This window comes from Bacteroides sp. Ga6A2 (assembly GCF_000702225.1).
Classification (GTDB): Bacteria; Bacteroidota; Bacteroidia; order Bacteroidales; family Bacteroidaceae; genus Ga6A1.
This window is the reverse complement of the sequence record NZ_JNKX01000013.1, coordinates 107,986-126,960: the sequence shown is the minus strand read 5'-3', so window position 1 is coordinate 126,960 and position 18,975 is coordinate 107,986. Positions and strand designations below refer to the sequence as shown.

Annotated in this window: 18 protein-coding genes; 6 read left to right on the top strand and 12 right to left on the bottom strand. The window is 46.0% G+C overall.

The genetic code is table 11. From position 1 onward, the window contains the following. From T538_RS18790 to T538_RS0104105, 4 genes are all read left to right on the top strand, one after another. A partial coding sequence (locus T538_RS18790) for an IS4 family transposase (protein ID WP_031532319.1) occupies window positions 1-322 on the top strand: 322 nt, incomplete at its 5' end. Between the two features lie 81 nt (window positions 323-403). Then, window positions 404-907, top strand: a complete 504-nt coding sequence (locus tag T538_RS0104120) for a hypothetical protein (RefSeq protein WP_031532318.1) — start codon at window positions 404-406, stop codon at window positions 905-907. Window positions 908-1,306: 399 nt separating this feature from the next. Then, window positions 1,307-1,519: a hypothetical protein gene (locus tag T538_RS0104115; RefSeq protein ID WP_031532317.1), complete on the top strand. Its 213-nt coding sequence runs from the start codon at window positions 1,307-1,309 to the stop codon at window positions 1,517-1,519. A gap of 295 nt (window positions 1,520-1,814) precedes the next feature. Then, a complete protein-coding gene (locus T538_RS0104105) occupies window positions 1,815-2,654 on the top strand; it encodes an acyltransferase family protein (protein WP_031532316.1) in 840 nt (279 codons plus the stop codon). Window positions 2,655-2,750: 96 nt separating this feature from the next. Here the strand turns inward: T538_RS0104105 and T538_RS0104100 are convergent, their stop codons facing one another. From T538_RS0104100 to T538_RS0104085, 4 genes are all read right to left on the bottom strand, one after another. Next, entirely contained in the window at window positions 2,751-3,284 is a 534-nt protein-coding gene (locus tag T538_RS0104100; protein WP_031532315.1) for an RNA methyltransferase, read from the bottom strand. A gap of 30 nt (window positions 3,285-3,314) precedes the next feature. Then, window positions 3,315-5,702 (bottom strand): ribonuclease R, encoded by a 2,388-nt coding sequence (rnr, locus tag T538_RS0104095; RefSeq protein WP_081834855.1) that lies wholly within the window; start codon window positions 5,700-5,702, stop codon window positions 3,315-3,317. Window positions 5,703-5,770: 68 nt separating this feature from the next. After that, window positions 5,771-6,730 carry a phosphatase PAP2 family protein gene (locus T538_RS0104090; RefSeq protein WP_031532313.1) on the bottom strand — a complete coding sequence of 320 codons (960 nt, stop codon included), beginning with the start codon at window positions 6,728-6,730 and terminating at the stop codon, window positions 5,771-5,773. Continuing rightward, window positions 6,721-7,755 carry an NAD-dependent epimerase/dehydratase family protein gene (locus tag T538_RS0104085; protein WP_231497061.1) on the bottom strand — a complete coding sequence of 345 codons (1,035 nt, stop codon included), beginning with the start codon at window positions 7,753-7,755 and terminating at the stop codon, window positions 6,721-6,723. Before T538_RS0104085 ends, T538_RS0104090 begins: the two co-directional genes overlap by 10 nt. A gap of 426 nt (window positions 7,756-8,181) precedes the next feature. Between T538_RS0104085 and T538_RS0104080 the strand changes: the two genes are divergently transcribed. Next, window positions 8,182-10,299, top strand: coding sequence for a hypothetical protein (locus tag T538_RS0104080; protein WP_031532311.1), 2,118 nt, complete (start codon window positions 8,182-8,184; stop codon window positions 10,297-10,299). A gap of 49 nt (window positions 10,300-10,348) precedes the next feature. On the opposite strand, the gene T538_RS0104075 is transcribed toward T538_RS0104080, so the two are convergent. The 8 genes from T538_RS0104075 to T538_RS0104035 all read right to left on the bottom strand — a co-directional run bounded on the left by T538_RS0104075 (window position 10,349) and on the right by T538_RS0104035 (window position 17,210). After that, on the bottom strand, window positions 10,349-11,605 hold the full coding sequence (locus T538_RS0104075) for a DUF4861 family protein (protein WP_031540826.1): 1,257 nt from the start codon (window positions 11,603-11,605) through the stop codon (window positions 10,349-10,351). 86 nt (window positions 11,606-11,691) lie between these two features. Next, the gene (locus T538_RS0104070; protein WP_031532309.1) at window positions 11,692-12,495 is read right to left on the bottom strand and encodes a gluconate 5-dehydrogenase; all 804 of its coding nucleotides are present in this window, start codon (window positions 12,493-12,495) and stop codon (window positions 11,692-11,694) included. 320 nt (window positions 12,496-12,815) lie between these two features. Then, complete coding sequence (gene tyrS / locus T538_RS0104060) at window positions 12,816-14,114, bottom strand: tyrosine--tRNA ligase (protein ID WP_031532308.1); 1,299 nt, start codon at window positions 14,112-14,114, stop codon at window positions 12,816-12,818. A 57-nt stretch (window positions 14,115-14,171) separates the two neighbouring features. Then, window positions 14,172-14,804, bottom strand: coding sequence for a TatD family hydrolase (locus T538_RS17005; RefSeq protein ID WP_051655866.1), 633 nt, complete (start codon window positions 14,802-14,804; stop codon window positions 14,172-14,174). Between the two features lie 10 nt (window positions 14,805-14,814). Beyond that, window positions 14,815-15,057: a membrane protein insertion efficiency factor YidD gene (gene yidD / locus T538_RS0104050; protein WP_031532306.1), complete on the bottom strand. Its 243-nt coding sequence runs from the start codon at window positions 15,055-15,057 to the stop codon at window positions 14,815-14,817. After that, window positions 15,041-15,478 (bottom strand): ribonuclease P protein component, encoded by a 438-nt coding sequence (locus T538_RS0104045; protein ID WP_031532305.1) that lies wholly within the window; start codon window positions 15,476-15,478, stop codon window positions 15,041-15,043. Before T538_RS0104045 ends, yidD begins: the two co-directional genes overlap by 17 nt. Before the next feature lie 4 nt (window positions 15,479-15,482). Next, window positions 15,483-16,226, bottom strand: coding sequence for a uroporphyrinogen-III synthase (locus T538_RS0104040; protein ID WP_031532304.1), 744 nt, complete (start codon window positions 16,224-16,226; stop codon window positions 15,483-15,485). Beyond that, complete coding sequence (locus tag T538_RS0104035) at window positions 16,227-17,210, bottom strand: DUF4271 domain-containing protein (RefSeq protein ID WP_051655865.1); 984 nt, start codon at window positions 17,208-17,210, stop codon at window positions 16,227-16,229. Between the two features lie 95 nt (window positions 17,211-17,305). Between T538_RS0104035 and T538_RS0104030 the strand changes: the two genes are divergently transcribed. Beyond that, on the top strand, window positions 17,306-18,967 hold the full coding sequence (locus tag T538_RS0104030) for a nucleoside kinase (RefSeq protein ID WP_031532302.1): 1,662 nt from the start codon (window positions 17,306-17,308) through the stop codon (window positions 18,965-18,967). Window positions 18,968-18,975: the final 8 nt, after the last annotated feature.

The window sequence follows — 18,975 nt, the reverse complement described above, 5'->3', positions numbered from 1 at the left end:
GATTGCAGAGCTGTACCGTGAACGCTGGCAGGTAGAGTTGTTCTTCAAGTGGATAAAGCAGCATCTGCGCATAAAATCGTTCTTCGGAACCAGCCAGAATGCAGTATTCACACAAATTTGGATTGCCGTATGCGACTATCTGCTTTTGCTTATTGCCCGCAAGGTCTATAATATTGAGCAGGAACTTTACATCTTCTCCCAAGCCATAGGTCTTGTACTTTTAGAGCAGATACCATTGACGGAACTGTTCAGCAAAATCGACATGACCGATACGGTAGACGAAGACATGCGCCTGTTGTCGCTTTTTGACGGTTTTGCATAATTGCATAAATATTCCGGACAGTAGTGCAATAACTGACGAACGTTTTTTCTGTAAACTCAGATACTTAACCATATTTAAAGAATGAATAAAGCAATATTTTCAATTTTACTGCTATTAACAGCATGTACCCAGCCCGAAAAATCTGTCAAGAAGTGGGTGGAAGAGGCAAAATGCGTTGATTCTGTAAAGATTGTTGGTCTGAACAGATATGCAGATATCAACGATTTCCAAGTCAAGGGGTTAACATTACAAGATATCGAAAAACTTTACGGGCATTATAACTATGCGCCACTTGAACATGTAAAATTCGACAAACCCCTCGATGTGGAGGAAGATGACTTGCTTCTTTTTTTAGATCATCATTTTAAAGAATCAGACTATCCCGTTGTTATATCTGTTTACGATTGGTTTCGACATCCAAAAATAAGCAAAATGTACCCAAAGGTTAACAACATTTGGGATCTTTTTGACCACGATGGTAGTTTAGGGATGTGCATGCGAGTTTATTTCGTCGAATATGAGGGCAAACTAATAGCATTTAATGCTTTGCAGACATATTGCGATAGATTGTACTTTTTAGAATAAACATTCGGATATATCAGAAACACAAAAGGCAGCCTCATCAGACTGCCTTTCTGTTTATTTCAAAATCAGTTGTCTTGCAAACTCCCATATCACGATGCCAGCCGTTACGCTCACATTCGTAGATAGAGTCAAATTTGCCCAAAACGAATATTATTCCGCCAAAAGCGGTGACTTTCTCAGATTTTTTTGCTTACCTTTGCCATGGCCATTGATAATTTCAGTTGCTTTATATTGCAGCACCAAGGTAAGTGAAATTTCTGATATGGCCAAACCCTCGGCAACATTCTGTTGCTCAGGATATTATAAAGAATGTTAAACTAAAGTGCTGCGGAATTTTTAAAGTTTCTATAATTATAACTTGAAAATTACGGAACTCACAATCTTAAAAAAACTAAAGCAATGAAAAGTTTATTGATTAAAGACACAACATTAGAGGAGCGTAAGCAAATTGTACAGGAATCGCTGAATTATAGTTCGGGCGACTGTGACGGACAGGACTTGTCTGACATTTACGACGACTACATTCTCGGGCTTCGTGAACTTGCCGACATTAACCGTGAGTTCAGCGAGAAACATGCCGGAGAAATTGTAGGAGAAGACACTAACCGCTAATGTTACTGACACACCTACAAGAAAGACTCTTCGAACTTCAGGACAAGGACTATGCTGCATTTCTGGCAAAACTGACACCCGTTGTTCCCAAAGACATTTTTGATAGGAGTACAAGTACCAGCCCTTCGTGCCTTTGCCAAGCAATGGGATGCCACCCCGCCATACATTGAGCAAAAGGTGCTTGCACCATTGACACACAATAGGCTTGTGAAAGTTTCCGAGCAACGGATAAGCACAAGCCGATTCTGAAAGCATTGAAGGTAAACAACTGAACGCTAAAACAGATTATATTCGTATGACAAAGACTGCACACTATCCGTTCATAGACAAACTTTGGCTGTTCTCCATCATCTATATCGTGTGGTTTCACACGCCGCCACGTTTCGAGGCAGGCACCGACAACATCTTCTGGTATATAGGCGTAGCGCTGTTCTTCTTCATCTCAGGAAGCCTGTTCCATTCCGACAGGCTTACGGCAAAGGATTTCGTAGCAAGGCAGTTTCACAGGCTCACATTGCCATCGCTCGTTTGCTATATGGCCTTCTACCTGCTATGGGTGTTCTTCGGTCGCTATCATGCCAGCGTCGAAGACCTTGAGGCACAATGGTACGACCCTCTGACAGAACTTGTAACGGGACAGCCAAACTTAGTGGCAGCACCACTATGGTTCATCGTTACGTTGCTCGTCATACAAGGCACCACCTACATCATTCGCAAAAAGTTGCCTCTCTCGGTTCTCTTGTTGATAAGCGTATGTATCACAGCCTTTTCCTCATTCATAGACATCAATTACTTTAACATCCACTTTGCATCCGTATTCTTTATTTGGCACACCTTGGGAATATGCTTCCAGCACTATCTTCTCCCACATGTGCTGACACCAGGAACACCCGTCAAGTGGATAACCCGTATAAAGGCAGCAGGAGTGCCAATCCTTGCTTTCCAAAACTACGTCATCGGATGCGTCAAGATACTCCTCTCCGCCTTATGTGCCTACGACCTCACGACAGCACCACTCTACGCCAAATTCGTCGTAGCAGCCATCGCCTTCGTCATCACCACGGTCACGGCACTTGTTGCCAACGAGGCAATAAAGAAAATCCCATACCAGCCAATAATACAAAAGAAGAACTGAATGATTTCAAAAAGAATCCTTTCGGACTTCTTGACACTTTGGACAATTTACTATAACGCACACACAAAAGGCAGCCTCATCAGACTGCCTTTCTGTTTATTTCAAAATCAGTTGTTTTGCAAACTCCCATATCACGATGCCAGCCGTAACACTCACATTCATAGAATGTTTTGTTCCAAACTGCGGAATCTCGAGGCAAGCGTCCGAACTGTCTACAACACATTGCTGAACGCCCTTAACCTCGTTGCCCATTATAACGGCATATTTCTCGCCGGCATCAAGTTTTATAGTCTCGAGCGACGTGCTGTGCTCTACCTGCTCAACGCTGAACACTTTGTAGCCCTGCGCCTTCAGGGCAGCAACGGCATCGGGCGTGTCGCTGAAGTATTCCCACTCAACCGAATCCTCGGCACCGAGAGCCGTCTTGTGAATCTCGGGATGCGGCGGCGTGGCCGTGATGCCGCAAAGCATTATCTTTTCTATTCTGAAGGCATCGCCCGTGCGGAATACCGAGCCTACGTTGTAGAGGCTTCTTACATGGTCGAGAACCACCACCAGAGGCATCTTCCGGCTTTGCTTAAACTCGTCGGTACTGATGCGGTTCATCTCCGTAACCTTCAGTTTTCTCATCGATTCTTTCATCGTCTGTGCGCTCCGTTTTTAGTGTTTCGACTTCTTCTTTCCACCCTTCTTGCCTGCGCTCTTCGAGTGTCCTTTCTTGTCTTTCTTAGCCTTCTTGTGGTTGGCAATCTTCTCCTTCGGAGTGAGGCTTGTCTTCTTGCCCGTATAAAAAGGCGTTGTGCGAACCTCCTCGCCCTCGTAGTGAACAATTTCAAAGTCGAGCTGCTTGCGCTCCAAGTTTGCCTTTGCAACCTTTATGCGTACAGGGTCGCCAAGCGTGTATATGCGGTGTGTGCGGCGGCCGCGTATGCAGTAGTTGCGCTCGTCAAACTCGTAGTAGTCGTCGTCAAGTTCGCGCATCGGAATCATGCCCTCGCACTTGTTCTCGTTACATTCAACATAGAGTCCCCACTCGGTAACGCCACTAATCGTTCCATCAAACTCCTGTCCCATTCGCTCGCCCATAAACTCAACCTGCTTGTACTTAATGCTGGCGCGCTCGGCACTTGCCGCAAGTTGCTCCATAGCCGAACTATGCTCGCACAAATCCTCGTACTTGGTCTGCGAAACCGAACGCTCGCCGTTGGCATACTTTGTTAGCAAGCGGTGAACCATCGTGTCGGGATAACGGCGTATTGGCGATGTAAAGTGCGTATAATAGTCGAACGCCAGGCCGTAGTGTCCGCAGTTGTGGGTTGAATAGCGCGCCTTCTGCATGGTGCGGAGGGCTACAATCTCAACAACGCCTTGCTCGCGCTTGCCCTTAACCTCGCTAAGAAGTTTGTTTATGTTCTTGGCAACATCGGTCTTGCTGCCTGTTGTCTTCAGTTTATAGTTGAACTGACCCACAAACTGGCAGAGATTGTCGAGTTTGTCGGGGTCTGGAAGGTCGTGAATACGATAAGGGAACACCTTGGCAGTCTTGCCCTTTGGCACGCGGCCTATGTGCTCTGCCACCGTGCGGTTTGCCAGAAGCATAAACTCCTCAACAAGTTTGTTGGCATCCTTGGCATACTTAAAGTAAACGCTTACCGGCTTGCCCTTCTCGTCGATGTCGAAGCGCACTTCGCAGCGGTCAAAGTCTATCGCACCGTTGCTGAAACGCTTCTCGCGGAAAATCTTGGCCAGTCGGTTAAGAGTAACCAGTTCGAGCGCATATTCGCCCTTCAGACCGTCTTTCTCGGTCCAGTCAATCTTCATGTCGGGCTTGATGGCAGAACCGCCAATCTTCAAGTCTTCTGGATTTGCCGAGCCGTTTGCCTCAAGGATAGCCTGAGCTTCCTCGTAAGTAAAGCGGCGGTTGCTCTTTATAACCGTGTGGACAATTCTGTAATCCTTTACGTCGCCCTTGTCGGTTATGGTAAAGATGCACGAATATGCCAGTTTCTCCTCGTCGGGACGGAGAGAGCAGATGAAGTTGCACAACCGCTCAGGAAGCATTGGTATGGTACGGTCAACAAGATAGACGCTCGTTGCACGTTCAACAGCCTCGCGGTCTATTATGTCGCCTTCCTTAACGTAGTGCGAAACATCGGCAATATGCACGCCAACCTCCCACAGTCCGTCGCCGATGCTTCGGATTGAGAGCGCATCGTCGAAGTCCTTGGCATCGTGAGGGTCGATGGTAAACGTAGTAACATCGCGGAAGTCCTCGCGCTCGGCATAATCCTCGGCTGTAATTTCTGCCGAAATCTTGTCTGCCGCAGCCTCAACAGCCTCAGGATACTTGTACGGAAGTCCGTATTCGGCAAGGATGGCGTGCATCTCGGTGTTGTTGTCGCCAGCCTCGCCAAGAATGTCAATCACCTCGCCTATCGGGTTCTTTGCCTCCGTAGGCCACTCAACCACGCGCACAAGTGCCTTGTCGCCGTTCTTTCCGCCGGCAAGCTTATCCATCGGAATAAAAATATCGTTGGCAAGATTTGCCGACTCGGTAAGCAGAAAGGCGTATTGCTTGTTTACCTGCAACTTTCCTACGAATGTATCCTTGGCACGCTTTACTATCTCGATTACCGCTCCCTCTTTGGTGTGTCCCTTGCGGAATGCCGACAACGAAACCTTTACGGTATCGCCGTTCATGGCATGGAGCGAATTGCGCTCTGCCACAAAGACAGGCTCGCTGCCATCGTCGGGGATGACGGAGTTCTTGCCGTTAGACTTGCGCACAAACTGCCCCTCGAACACCAAAGATGTGCTGTTAAAGCGGAAGTTTCCGTAAGGCTGCTCTATCAGAAAGCCTTCCTGAGTCATATCATTAAGAATATCTGCACAAAGCATTTTCAAAGGATGCGTTGTGAGATTCAGTTCACGGGAAATATCTTTCAACGAATAGACCGTTCCCACATTGGCAAGGAACATCGCCGTAAGGCGGTCTACCAACTCTTTCTTAGTCAGGCGTTTGCCTGCTTTCTTACCACTTTTTCCCATATTGTCATAAATTTTAGTTTCTACAAAGAAAAGTATTATTTTCCAAACGTCATACTTTTTTCAAATTTTTATTTGGCATACATCTTGTAAAGACGAGCCGTGAGCGCGTAAACCAGCACCGCACTTATCCATCCGCCAATAACATCTATAAGATAGTGTGCCTGAATGTAGACTGTGGCACAGCATAGCAGAATGTAGAACGGCAGCAGGATGAAGACCATCTTGTACTGCTTGTCGCGCAGGCAGATGAGCATCAGTATTGTCGATATTCCGACGTGCGAACTCGGGAACGCCGCTGTTGGTCGTTCGCCTGCATTCTGCGAGCCAAGGACGAGGTTGTAGAACAATCCGTCGCTGTCGCCCGGTGCGGTGAGCATCTCGGTATGCGATGCGAAATAGTTGCCCACATCAACAAAGTTAGCCTGTGCCACGCTGTCGAGCCCTATAGCACAATAGTAATACTGCGGTCCTGCCACAGGCACGAAGATGAACACGACGTAATAGATAAAGAACGATGCCATGACAACAAAGGCGGCGCGCTCGAACTTGTGCGTGCGACCGAAGAGATAGTACAACTCGGTTGCCATTATCATGGGGAAGTAGGCTACATATCCAAGGTTGAAAGCCTCGCTCCAGAAACTGCCCGTAAACACTTGGCTGAACACATAGGCCGGCTGACACCCGAAGATGCTCTGCTCTGCCAATGCCATGATGTGGTCGAGGTTGGGCAGAAGACAGTTAAAGTCGTATGTATTCGAATACCAGTAAGGCAGCAGCGTGAACTGGGCAATGGAGCGCGCATATCTGGTAACCTTGCAAGGAAACTTGCGGTACAAGAGCCACAATCCCACGGTCATTGCCAGAATCAATCCCCGGTTTGCCACCTGCATCAGCGGAGCGTTTATACTATTCCAAAAAACGATTACGAGAACGAGCGTAAAAGCCAGATAGGCAAGCATCGCCTTCTCAATCAAAAGCAATCCTTCGCGAGGATTCTCTTCTTTGTCAACAAATGTCTTTATAGCCATCCTTCTTTTTTATACCATTCAACAGTTTCCTTAACGCCTTCGTCCAAGATATAGTCGGGCGCATATCCAAGTTCATCAACAAGCGGCTTTATGTCGCATTGCCAGTTTCGTTGCTTCAGAATCTTGTATTTGTCGAGATTCAGAGTGGTTGTAGTGCCTCTCAGCCTTGCCATGAATGTAGAGACGAGCGACACAATCCACAAAAACCACACGGGCGCACAGATGTGCAGAACAAAGCGGTTGCCAATCTCGTGCTGAAGCAGGTCGCTGAACGTGCGGCTTGTGTACACTCTTCCGTCTGATACGAAATACTCGCGGCGCACAACCTGCTTGTCTATGGCAAGGAAGATAGCCTTTACCAAATCCTTAACATACACGAAGGTGATGTCTTGCCTTGAATATCCGACGGAGAAATCGATATGCTGCTTTATGCTCTTTGCCATGATGAAATAGTCCTTCTCGCGCGGGCCGTACACTCCCGTAGGGCGCATGATGACGTACGGCACGTCGGCAAGGCTCTTGATGTACTGTTCGCTCTGCAACTTGCTTGCGCCGTATGCCGTGTTTGGTTTCGGAGCATCGGCGGAAGAGATAGGAGCATAATCCTTCTCGTGTATCGCGCCGAAGACGCTGAGCGTGCTGATGTAGATGAACTGCTTTGGCATCATGCCAAGCGACTTGAGGGCATCGACAAAATGCTTTGTTCCGTAATAGTTTACCGCATAGAAATCGCGCTTGAACCTGCACTTTGTCGCTCCGGCAGCGTGAACTATGTAGTCCCACGTTCCGTGCTCCTCCTTAAAGTTCTGTAATTGTTGACGAAGTACAACCTTATCAGCAAAGTTCAGTTCCACAAAATTTATGTCGGCATCCTTCAGATACTCTCTGCTGCTGGTGCCTCGCACTCCAGCCCAAGTATCAAACCCTTTCCTTAGTGCCTCTTCTACCAAAAAACTTCCAATAAAACCGCTGGCACCTGTAATCAAAATCTTCATAAGCCAATGTTGTTTTTGCAAATATAACATAAAAAAATCTGTAACGTGCTTATTTTTTCTTTTTTGCTTTCGGAGTGCGCCAAAAATTGTAAAGTCGAGTTTCATTTTTACAGATGCCGTCAGCAAAAAGAATGTCAACAACGAAATGTGAATAAAAGTTAAAAAGGCAGAGTTTAAACAAAATAAGGAAAAAAGATGTTGCAAGGCATAATAAAAACTTTTGTATTTGAATATAAACACGTTATATTTGCAACCGTTATCCTAGGACAATCTTTTTGCCTTTAACACTGGTACAGAATAAAAAGGAAGTCGCCGTGAGGTCACTTCCTTTTCTGTTTTTTTATTCTGTCAAAATAGCCACTTTACGCATCAAAAACTAAGCAATGCCAACAGATAGGGATATTGATTTTTTTATTATTTTTGCCGCACTAAGTTTTCATAACCTACGAAACTATAATGAAAAAATTAATTTATCTTCTAACTGCGCTATTATTTCCGGCTGCAATTACAGCAAGCGAAGGCAGTAAAACAACAGGCAAAATAAACAGAGTGGCACTATTGCAACGCAACTCGCCTATAGTAACAAAAAACGACAGTCTTTCATCGCTTTCTGTTGGCAACGGAGGATTCGCCTTCACCGTTGATGCCACCGGATTGCAGACTTTTCCTGAGAAATTCAGCAACGGCGTTCCGCTCGGAACGATGAGCGACTGGGGCTGGCATAGTTTTGAGAACACGGGCGATTACAAACTCGACGATGTTCTGAAAGAATTCGACTTTCACGGACATAAAGAATTGTATGCCTGTCAGTTTAAAGAAGGCGGACGGCAGCAAGACGCATGCAACTATCTCCGCGTAAATCCTCATCGTCTGCACCTCGGAACATTGGGTTTCGACGCTTCTGAAATGAAGGGCACGATGCCCGAGAATATCAAACAGAGACTCGACCTCTACTCGGGCACGATAAAGAGCGAATACAATTGGAACGGTCAGAAATACAGCGTAGCCACGGCGTGTCACCCCGATGATGACATGGTTGCTGCACAGATTTCAAACAAGGCTCACACCCCGCTGTGCCTGCGTTTTCCTTACGCAACAGGCGGTCATTGCGACGATGCCAGCAACTGGAACGCCGACGACAAGCACAACACCGAAATCATTGAGCAGAAATCGAACTATGCCGTTTTTGAGCGCAGCATCGATGCCACAAAATACTTCGTCACTCTGAAGTGGACAGGAAATGCAGAACTTTCAAGAAAAGGCAGAAACAAGTTCATTCTTTCTCCAAAAGATGATTCATTCAGCATAACATGCGAATTTTCAGAGAAGAAGCCAGATGCAAAATCTGACGACGCAAAGCAGACTTTCGCAAAATCTGCCGAATATTGGAAAGATTACTGGCAGAAGGGAGCAATCGTAGATTTCTCGAAATGTACCGACCCTCGCGCAAAGGAACTTGAACGTCGCGTCGTCTTGAGTCAGTATCTGCTGGCGATAAACTGCGCTGGCGATACTCCGCCACAGGAAACAGGACTGACATATAACTCGTGGTACGGCAAATTCCACCTCGAAATGATTTGGTGGCATCAGGCGCAATTCGCTCTCTGGAATCACCCCGAGAAACTGACACACTCGCTTCATTGGTATCACAAAGTTGCGCCTATTGCAACCGAAATAGCTCGTCGTCAAGGCTTTGACGGACTTAGATGGATGAAAATGACCGACCCCGACGGTCTCGAGGCTCCAAGCAACGTTGGAAGTTTCCTTATCTGGCAACAGCCGCACCTTATCTATCTTGCCGAACTGCTCTACCGCAACAGCAAGGACAAGGCAATCAAGGACGAATATTACAATCTTGTTCAGGAAACAGCAAAATTCATGTATTCGTTTGCCGATTACGACAAGGCTCACGACCGCTACATTCTGAAAGGCTGCATCCCGGCACAAGAAACACTAAAGGCTGCCGTAACCGTAAATCCTCCTTTCGAACTTTCATACTGGCACTACGCAATGCAAGTTGCCAACCGCTGGAGAGAAGAGAACGGCGAGCCTCGCATAAAAGAATGGGACAAACTTGTTGAGAAACTCTCGCCTCTGGCATTCAATAGCGACAGCCTCTATCTCGCAGCCGAAAGCGCAACAGAAACTTATTCAGACATCAGATGCACATCCGACCACCCAGCCCTTCTCGGCGCTGTTGGAATATTGCCAATGAACAATCTGATAAACAAAAATTGCATGCTGAAAACGCTCGACTGGGTTATTGCCAACTGGAACTGGAACAAAACTTGGGGATGGGATTATCCGATGGTTGCCATGAACGCAACACGATTGGGAGAGCCAGAGAAAGCCATCGAGGCAATACTTCTCGACAACCGTACAAACACCTATCTCGTAAGCGGACATAACTATCAGGACGAACGTCTGAGAATATACCTTCCGGGAAACGGCGGACTCCTTACCACCGTCGCGCTGATGTGCGCTGGCTGGGACGGCTGCAACACCGAGAATCCGGGATTCCCGAAAAACGGAAAATGGAACGTAATATGGGAGGGCTTGAAACCTATGCCATAAGAAATAAAAACGCTGAGTCGCAAATTTACGGCTCAGCGTTTATTTTTTCCTATTTCTTCTCCACAATCGATACTTTCAGCGGCGTTATAAGTCGGCGGTTAAACTGCCTTATGTGCTCTACCCATTCGTCGAACGACTTTAATCCGTATTTGCTCCACGAAGCCCCGAAATAATACACAAAACTGTCGCCCGGAGTGTATTGCGAGATGGCTTGCAGATAGCCGAAATTGCCATCGTGCTCTGCCCTCTGCTTGCTTGTCTTAAACAGATTTTCCTCAATGCTCAGAACCGGGTGAACAAAGATTGCGCCAGTATAGATGTCGCCCGTTTTCGGATAATTCTGCGTGCGATATCTGAAAGCCATGAATCCGTCGTCAACGCTGCCCTCAATCTTGTTTCTGCGCCTTCCGTTAAGCACAATTCCCGTGCAGATGTTCTTCACTTCCTTCAGATTGCCGAACGATAGTTGAACCTTGTTGAAATAGCATCCCGCATCGAGCGATATTATTCTTTTTTCGATGATTGAAGAATCGCCATCAACCTTCATAGGCGGATAAGTAAGCGCGACGGTGAATCGCAGCGGACCATTGTCCAGAATCTCGTAAGTGCTGTAAGCATTAGACGGAATAAGAGTAACCGAATCTGCCATCAGAGCCGTGCCAGCCAAGCCGAGCGTGCGACCTACCTTAAAGCAGTCGAGACCGTTTCCGTGGTCGTGATAGAAATCCATCGAATCCTTCAGAGCCTTTGCCTTGCGAATCTGTCCCTTCGTTTCGAGCAGGTCGATACGGCTTTGCAGTTCGGGGTCTGAAGCCCTTATATACCTGTCCTCGCTCACAAGGTCGGTCGTATCCTTGCACCAATAGTCGTAACCGTATTTCGGCTCCTTCGTCATCTGCTGAGTAGGGCCGAAGCATCGGTATATCGCAAGTTCATTCTCCCAAGTTATGTCGTCGTTTCTGAAGGCATAGAAATGCCCCTGAACGCGTGGCTCAATCGTCTTCGGAATGCCGTGCCTGATGGTATATACAACCGACGAATTCGCTCCGACACTAACCGGAAAGATTACATTCTCGTCGTACGAAATCTGGTACGGCACTTCCTTTCCGTCCTTGTCAACGATGACAAACTGAACGGAATCGCTCTCTCCAAACTCGTCTATTATCTGCTTGAACGGAATCTCAACCAGTTCGTTGCTGCGCAAAGTGTCTAACTTGTTCGTAATCTTCACATCTATTGATGTGCGAGGTTGCGAGCACGCTGCAAAAATTGCGCCCACAAGCAAGAATGAAACTTGTATCTTCATAAATTCAGAAAAGCAAAAAAGCGACAACGGAAACATCAAATCCCCGCTGCCGCCTGTATATAAAAAATATCTTTTTTTAGACTTTTTTACTTAGGCTGCTTGCCGATGTATGCAAGGATACCGCCATCAACATAAAGGATGTGACCGTTCACTGCATTTGAAGCCTCAGAAGCCAAGAATACAGCAGGACCTGTAAGTTCCTGTGGATCCAACCAACGGCCAGCTGGAGTCTTTGCGCAGATGAATGAGTCGAATGGGTGACGGCTGCCGTCAGCCTGCTTCTCGCGAAGAGGTGCAGTCTGTGGAGTAGCGATGTAGCCCGGGCCGATACCGTTACACTGGATGTTGTACTCGCCGTACTCTGAACAGATGTTACGAGTAAGCATCTTCAAACCACCCTTTGCTGCTGCATAAGCAGAAACTGTCTCGCGACCAAGCTCAGACATCATAGAGCAGATGTTGATGATCTTACCAGCACGCTTCTTCATCATTGAAGGAAGAACTGCCTTTGCAACGATAAATGGAGCGTTAAGGTCGATATCGATAACACGACGGAAATCAGCAGCCTCCATCTCGTGCATTGGGATGCGGCGGATGATACCAGCGTTGTTTACAAGAATATCGATAGTGCCAATCTCCTTCTCGATTGTAGCAACCATCTTCTGTACAGCTTCCTCGTTTGTTACGTCGCAAACAAAGCCGTGAGCGTTGATGCCCTTCTCCTTGTAAGAAGCAAGACCTTTGTCAACCAACTCCTGATTGATATCGTTGAAACAGATTGTTGCACCCTGCTCTGCAAATGCAGATGCAATGGCAAAACCAATACCGTAAGAAGCACCAGTAACCAAAGCTACCTTACCTTCGAGTGAAAAATTCAAAAACTTATTCATTTCTATTTATTTTATATAAACATTGTTTGTTGCAAATATATTAAAACAATTTTGAAACGCAATAAATTTTTCTCAAAAATTGGCAAGTATAGATTACATTTTTAGTTTCGTGTGGGCACAAAAAAAGTCAATTTGTAAAAACAAACTGACTTTTTCTGAGGTTGTGCTACCAAGATTCGAACTTGGACTGAGAGAACCAAAAACTCTAGTGCTGCCATTACACCATAGCACAATCACTATGAACTTCCCTTTTTTGGAAGAATCGGGTGCAAAAATAATACTATTTCTTTATATAGCAAAATATTCTTGCCTATTTTCTTTTATTTCGCAATGAGCAGGAAGTAATTCTTCTTACCCTTCTGAACAAGCAGATACTTGCCGTTTAGAAGGTCGTCCGAAGTAATTGTCTGGTCGAACGCTGTGAGTTTTTCCTTGTTCAAAGAAACACCGCCGCCCTGAACCATCTTTCTCATCTCGCCCTTTGATGGAAAGCACTGTGTGTGCTCAGCCAAAAGGTCAACAGCCTTAACGCCTGCCGAAATCAAATCCTTAGAAACCTCGAACTGCGGAACGCCGTCGAACACAGAAAGAAGAGTCTGCTCGTCGAGTTTCAGAAGACTGTCTTTTGTTGCCTTGCCAAACAAGATGTTGCTTGCCTCCAAAGCAGCCTCGTAATCTTCCTGAGAGTGAACCATAACGGTGATTTCCTTGCCAAGTCGCTTCTGAAGCTTACGCTGACCCGGATCCTCGTCGTGCTCTGCAATAAGGGCATCAATCTCTTCCTTGCCGAGGTTTGTGAATATCTTGATGTATCGCTTTGCGTCCTCGTCGCTCACGTTGAGCCAGAACTGAAGGAATGTGTAAGGCGATGTATATTCGCGGTTAAGCCAGATGTTTCCGCCCTCGGTCTTACCAAACTTTGTTCCATCAGCCTTTGTTATAAGCGGACAAGTAAGAGCGAAAGCCTCAGCCTCTGCGCCAAGTGTACGGCGGATAAGTTCTGTTCCGGTAGTGATGTTACCCCACTGGTCCGAACCGCCCATCTGAAGCTTACAGTTCTTCTCTTTGTAAAGGTGAAGGAAATCGTAGCCCTGAAGAAGCTGGTATGTGAATTCTGTAAAAGACAAGCCGTCGCGAGCCTCGCCGTTAAGACGCTTCTGCACGCTGTCCTTTGCCATCATATAGTTTACGGTGATGTGCTTGCCAATCTCGCGAGCAAAATCGAGGAACGAATAGCCCTTCATCCAGTCGTAGTTGTTTACAAGTTCGGCCTTGTTTGGAGCATCGCTGTCGAAATCCAAGAACTTTGAAAGCTGCTTCTTTATACACTCAACATTGTGGCGGAGTGTCTCCTCGGTAAGCAGGTTACGCTCTGTGCTCTTGCCCGAAGGGTCGCCAATCATACCAGTTGCACCGCCAACGAGGGCGATAGGCTTGTGACCAGCCTTCTGGAAATGACGGAGAATCATAATACTGCAAAGGTGACCAATATGAAGAGAATCGGCAGTAGGGTCAAAACCCACGTAGCCGGCTATGTTTTCTTTTTCAAGAAGTGCGTCTGTACCCGGCATCATTGTATGGAGCATACCTCTCCACTTTAATTCTTCAACAAAATTCATCGAATGAGTTATTTTATTTTTATTGTTTTTTACATTATCACGTGCAAAAATACGACTTTATTTCTTCACTTCCAAATAATTATGTGCAATAAATTGAACGAGAGTTTCTAAGGGAATATGCGTTACTTCCGAAGCCTTGCAATACACATCCAGAACGCTTCCGTCGTATTCGTCGGTCTCCAGCAGAATTTTGTCTGTTGGGCACAAGGCAAGGCTCTCGGCATTGAAATTTATTCCGAAACTGATATACATTCCCTTGGATATAAGCTGATTCATCTGCTGCGGCTTTCCTCTGAACCCGTGGATAATCCACGGAACAGACGGATTTATCTGCTTATGAACCTCGAGAAGTTCGGAGAAAGCCTTTACACAATGTATTATCATCGGCTTACCTATACGTTCGGCAATCTGCGCCATCTCTGAAAACAGAAGAATCTGCTCGTCTATGTCAAGATGCGAGCGTAGTTTATCCAGTCCGCACTCACCAATGAAAGCGGACTTCTCAATCATGCCAGTGTTTTCTTCCAGAAGTTTCTTCCAGTCGCGACCAACATACCACGGGTGAACCGATGCGCTGTAAAGCGTCGGCAACTCGGTTGGAATGCTGTTCGAAACAAATACATTGCGTACGGATATAACATTCTCATAATCGCAGTCGTTATGGGTATGTATATCGTATAAAACATTCATAGTCTTTAACTTATGGCACAGGGTCGTATCCGCTGCCTCCCCAAGGATGGCATCTAAGTATGCGCCTGATGGCAAGATACAATCCGTAGAACGGACCATGCTTGCGTATAGCCTCGACGGCATATTGCGAACACGTTGGCGTGAATCTGCACGAAGGTGGCAGAAGCGGCGATATTGCCCTTTGGTAGAAATATATAGGATAAAGAAGGCACTGCGACAGCACCTTCTTTACTATTCTAATTACCTTGTTCATCCTTATTTTTCTCGTCAAGGCTGTATTTCTTTGCAACCTTTTCTGCCAATATCTGAAGCACCACCTTCATCTTGTTCATAACCGCCTCGGTGTCGTATTTCTTATCATCCTGCCAGATGAAGGAAATTATCATGCGGTCTTCGGGATGCGTTTTGAATGCCTTCAGTAAAACAGACTTTTGCAGTCGGTACGACTCGCGCAGTTGTCTCTTAACCCTGTTGCGGTCTACGGCATTGTGAAAATGCCTTTTCGATACCGACATCATTACAGAGACCGTTGCATCAGACGAATATCTGCCTATCCGATACACAGCCCGTATCGGGTGAACTGATACAGACTTGCTGCCACTCGAGAACAGTTCTTCTATCAGTTTCTTGCTGCAGAGGCGTTCCTCTTTACAAAATCCGTTAAGTTTGTTCATCAAACTACTTCAGTTCTGACAAGAATTTGTCGAGCGCTGCAGTCATTGACGGACATTCCTTTGTTGGAGCCTCAACATCAACGCGAAGGTCAGAATCCTTTGCGTGCTTTGCCGTTGTAGGTCCGAATGTTGCAATGGCTATATCGTTCTGCTTGAAGTCTGGGAAGTTCTTCTTCAGAGAGTCGATTCCGGCAGGGCTGAAGAACAGCAGCATGTCGTAGTCGAAAGCCTCATCCTCGGTAAAGTCGTTGCTCACGGTGCGGTACATAACGGCTTCGGCATGGCTAAGACCATTGCTTTCCATCATGTTGGCAATATCGTCGGTGTGAACAGTTGACATAGGTATAAGGAATTTCTCTGTCTTGTGCTTTATCATAGATGGAAGAAGGTCGTCAATCTTTCCGGTTTTTCCGAAGAATACCTTGCGCTTGCGGTACTGTACATACTTCTGGATATACAATGCTATGGTTTCTGTAATGCAGAAATACTTCAGCGTTTCGGGTACTTCAATACGCATTTCCTGACATAGTCCGAAGAAATGGTCGATTGCATGACGTGAAGTAAAAACTATAGCAGTGTAGTCGGGTATGGAAATTTTCTGCTGGCGGAACTCCTTCGGAGTAACGGCCTCTACCTTAATGAAGGGGCGGAATACAATCTCGACCCCGTGTTTTGCAGCAATATCGAAGTAGGGTGACTTCTCCGAAGTTGGTTTAGGCTGCGAAACAAGTATCTTACTTACTTTCATTTAATTTTTTATAATCAAACTATTATTTGCTAACACCAAAGCCTGCCACAAAAAGGCAGCCGGCATCAGTTCGAGTGCGCAAAAGTACATAATTAAATACAAAATACCGCCTTTTTTGCTAAAAAAGATGCTATAAGCCTTGTAAAACAGCATCATTTTGGATAAAATCCAACTTATCGACAGGTATATAAATGCATTTTTAATCGAGAGGTCGAAATACACAATAAGAAGCAGGAGCGGGAACATTACGAGTCCAGTCAACGACACTACGAGCCAGTACGACTCAAGCCATATTCTTCGTCTCTGACGCTCGAAGAAAACCCAGTTAACGAACGAGTAAATTGAGAACTTGAAGAAGAAATACGCAATGCATACTCCCGTGTTTATTCCAAGAAGAACGTATGGCGATGTATTCTGAAACACCTCGGGAAAACTGTCCATCGTATAGTCAAAGAACAGAACAGCAAGGATGAATATCGTCTGGCAGGTAAGGAACATCTGGAATCGTAGTTCCGAACCGCTGTGTATTGAGAAGATGCTCGATCTCTCTCTGACAACATTAAATTCCTTTATCTGCTGAAGCAGAAAACGCTTTCCGTTGGCAAAAACGAGCGACAGAAGGAAGAAGCACATCAGAACAATAGTCGTTATGGCATCATCGGCCATAAGATGATAGTGCACAGGGTCGCCCGACATTCCGTCGATGTTCGAAGCCTTTGCCTCGGTATAGAACTCGCTGTTTGAAAAGTAGTTATCTTTGTAATAAGTCTTCAGTTTTCCTACCTGAACGTGCAGATTCTGAATAGAATCGTGCTTCTCGACAATGTTAATCAGCGGACCTGACGACGGCAGATTTGCCATACTGTCGCGATAAGCCCTGTCTTGCATAGCCTTTATGTATGCAAGCTCAGCCGAATCGAGGCGCTCTAAATGGTGTGCGCCAGTCAGACTGTCGGTTTCTATGTTAGGATTTAGACTGTTCATACAAAAAAATCTCGGCAAAGATAGTGCAATTTTCAATTTTATTTTATAATTTCACTCGCAAAATTTGAAAACTAAAGAATAAAACCATTTTATTGATGAACCGTAATATTAAAATCCACTGCGTTAATAACGGCAAAACTTTCGAAGTTCCGATTTGCAGCAATCTGATGGACATATACAAGGCAACTGGTCTGAATATGGAATACGGACCAATAAGTGCCATAGTTAACAACAAGGAAAAATCGCTTGTTTACGAGTGTTACAAAGATAAACTCGTAAAGTTTCTCGACCTTACCAACCCTTCGGCTCTGCGAACATATACTCGTACCGTGCTGATGATTCTGTGCAAGGTTGTTTCTGATATTTTTCCAGACGGACGTATAATTATTGAAAATCCTGTTTCGAAAGGAATTTACTGCCGACTGGTAATCGGTCGTGCCATTACCGAAGACGACATCGCCACAATCCGCACCGAGATGCAGAAGGTTATCGATGCCAACATTCCTATCGAGCGCATAGAATGTACAACCGAAGAGGCTATAAAGTTGTTCGAGGAGCGCGGACTGATGAGCAAGGTAAAACTTCTGAAATCAATAAAGAGCGTTATGTCAGCCTATCACAAGTTAGGCGACTATGTAGATTTCTACTACGGCTCGCTTCTGCCTTCAACCGGAATGGTGAATCTTTATGCAATAGATTCGTACTACGACGGATTACTTGTGCGCACTCCCGACCCAAAGAATCCGAGCAAGCTGCCAAACATCATCAGACAGGACAAGATGTTCAAACTGTTCAAGGAGCATCACGAGAGGCAGGAAATCTTTAACATCAGCACAATTGGCGATTTTAACATAGCCTGTGAACAGGGCTTTACAAGTCAGTTAATAACCGTGAGCGAGGCTATTCAGGAAAAGAAAATCTCGCTGATTGCCGACCAGATTGTTGCTCGCGGAAACGTTAAGGTTATCCTCATCGCCGGTCCGTCATCAAGCGGAAAGACAACATTCAGCAAGCGTCTTAGCGTGCAACTGGCAGTAAACGGAATAATCCCGATAGCAATATCGCTCGACGACTACTTCGTGAACCGCGAGCAGACTCCGAAGGATGAGAAAGGCGACTACGACTTTGAATCGCTCTACGCACTCGACCTTCCATTCTTCAACAAACAGTTGCAAGAACTTATTGACGGTAAGGAGATTGAGATTCCAACATACAATTTCGAAAGAGGTGAGCGTGAGTTCAAGGGCAAGAAAATAAAGATGAACGAGAACAACATCCTCGTGCTTGAAGGAATACACGGACTTAATCCCGAACTGACATCGCAGATTCCAGAAGAGAACAAGTTCCGCGTATATGTGTCTGCCCTTACATCTATCCTGCTCGACGAGCACAACTATATTCCAACTACCGACAACCGTCTGCTACGCCGCATCATCCGCGACACAAAATACCGCGGCTGTCCGGCTCAGGAGACAATACGCCGCTGGCCGAGCGTAAGAGCAGGCGAGGACAAGTGGATTTTCCCTTATCAAGAGAATGCCGACGCCATGTTCAACAGCGCACTTCTGTTCGAACTTGCCGTAATCCGCAATCAGGCTATTCCTGCGCTCATCAACGTGCCAGAGAACTCTCCTGAGTATGCCGATGCGTTCCGCCTGTTCAGATTCTTGCTTAACATCCGAAGCATCGAAGGCAAAAATCTTCCTCCTACATCACTTCTAAGAGAATTCTTAGGCGGCAGTAGTTTCAATTACTAAAAATTGCA

What these genes read in the sequence shown, in the direction of transcription:
- T538_RS0104120 (WP_031532318.1), top strand. Translation starts at nt 404, where the DNA reads ATGAATAAAGCAATATTTTCAATTTTACTGCTATTAACAGCATGTACC.
- T538_RS0104115 (WP_031532317.1), top strand. Translation starts at nt 1,307, where the DNA reads ATGAAAAGTTTATTGATTAAAGACACAACATTAGAGGAGCGTAAGCAA.
- T538_RS0104105 (WP_031532316.1), top strand. Translation starts at nt 1,815, where the DNA reads ATGACAAAGACTGCACACTATCCGTTCATAGACAAACTTTGGCTGTTC.
- T538_RS0104100 (WP_031532315.1), bottom strand. Translation starts at nt 3,284, where the DNA reads ATGAGAAAACTGAAGGTTACGGAGATGAACCGCATCAGTACCGACGAG.
- rnr (WP_081834855.1), bottom strand. Translation starts at nt 5,702, where the DNA reads ATGGGAAAAAGTGGTAAGAAAGCAGGCAAACGCCTGACTAAGAAAGAG.
- T538_RS0104090 (WP_031532313.1), bottom strand. Translation starts at nt 6,730, where the DNA reads ATGGCTATAAAGACATTTGTTGACAAAGAAGAGAATCCTCGCGAAGGA.
- T538_RS0104085 (WP_231497061.1), bottom strand. Translation starts at nt 7,755, where the DNA reads ATGTTATATTTGCAAAAACAACATTGGCTTATGAAGATTTTGATTACA.
- T538_RS0104080 (WP_031532311.1), top strand. Translation starts at nt 8,182, where the DNA reads ATGAAAAAATTAATTTATCTTCTAACTGCGCTATTATTTCCGGCTGCA.
- T538_RS0104075 (WP_031540826.1), bottom strand. Translation starts at nt 11,605, where the DNA reads ATGAAGATACAAGTTTCATTCTTGCTTGTGGGCGCAATTTTTGCAGCG.
- T538_RS0104070 (WP_031532309.1), bottom strand. Translation starts at nt 12,495, where the DNA reads ATGAATAAGTTTTTGAATTTTTCACTCGAAGGTAAGGTAGCTTTGGTT.
- tyrS (WP_031532308.1), bottom strand. Translation starts at nt 14,114, where the DNA reads ATGAATTTTGTTGAAGAATTAAAGTGGAGAGGTATGCTCCATACAATG.
- T538_RS17005 (WP_051655866.1), bottom strand. Translation starts at nt 14,804, where the DNA reads ATGAATGTTTTATACGATATACATACCCATAACGACTGCGATTATGAG.
- yidD (WP_031532306.1), bottom strand. Translation starts at nt 15,057, where the DNA reads ATGAACAAGGTAATTAGAATAGTAAAGAAGGTGCTGTCGCAGTGCCTT.
- T538_RS0104045 (WP_031532305.1), bottom strand. Translation starts at nt 15,478, where the DNA reads ATGAACAAACTTAACGGATTTTGTAAAGAGGAACGCCTCTGCAGCAAG.
- T538_RS0104040 (WP_031532304.1), bottom strand. Translation starts at nt 16,226, where the DNA reads ATGAAAGTAAGTAAGATACTTGTTTCGCAGCCTAAACCAACTTCGGAG.
- T538_RS0104035 (WP_051655865.1), bottom strand. Translation starts at nt 17,210, where the DNA reads ATGAACAGTCTAAATCCTAACATAGAAACCGACAGTCTGACTGGCGCA.
- T538_RS0104030 (WP_031532302.1), top strand. Translation starts at nt 17,306, where the DNA reads ATGAACCGTAATATTAAAATCCACTGCGTTAATAACGGCAAAACTTTC.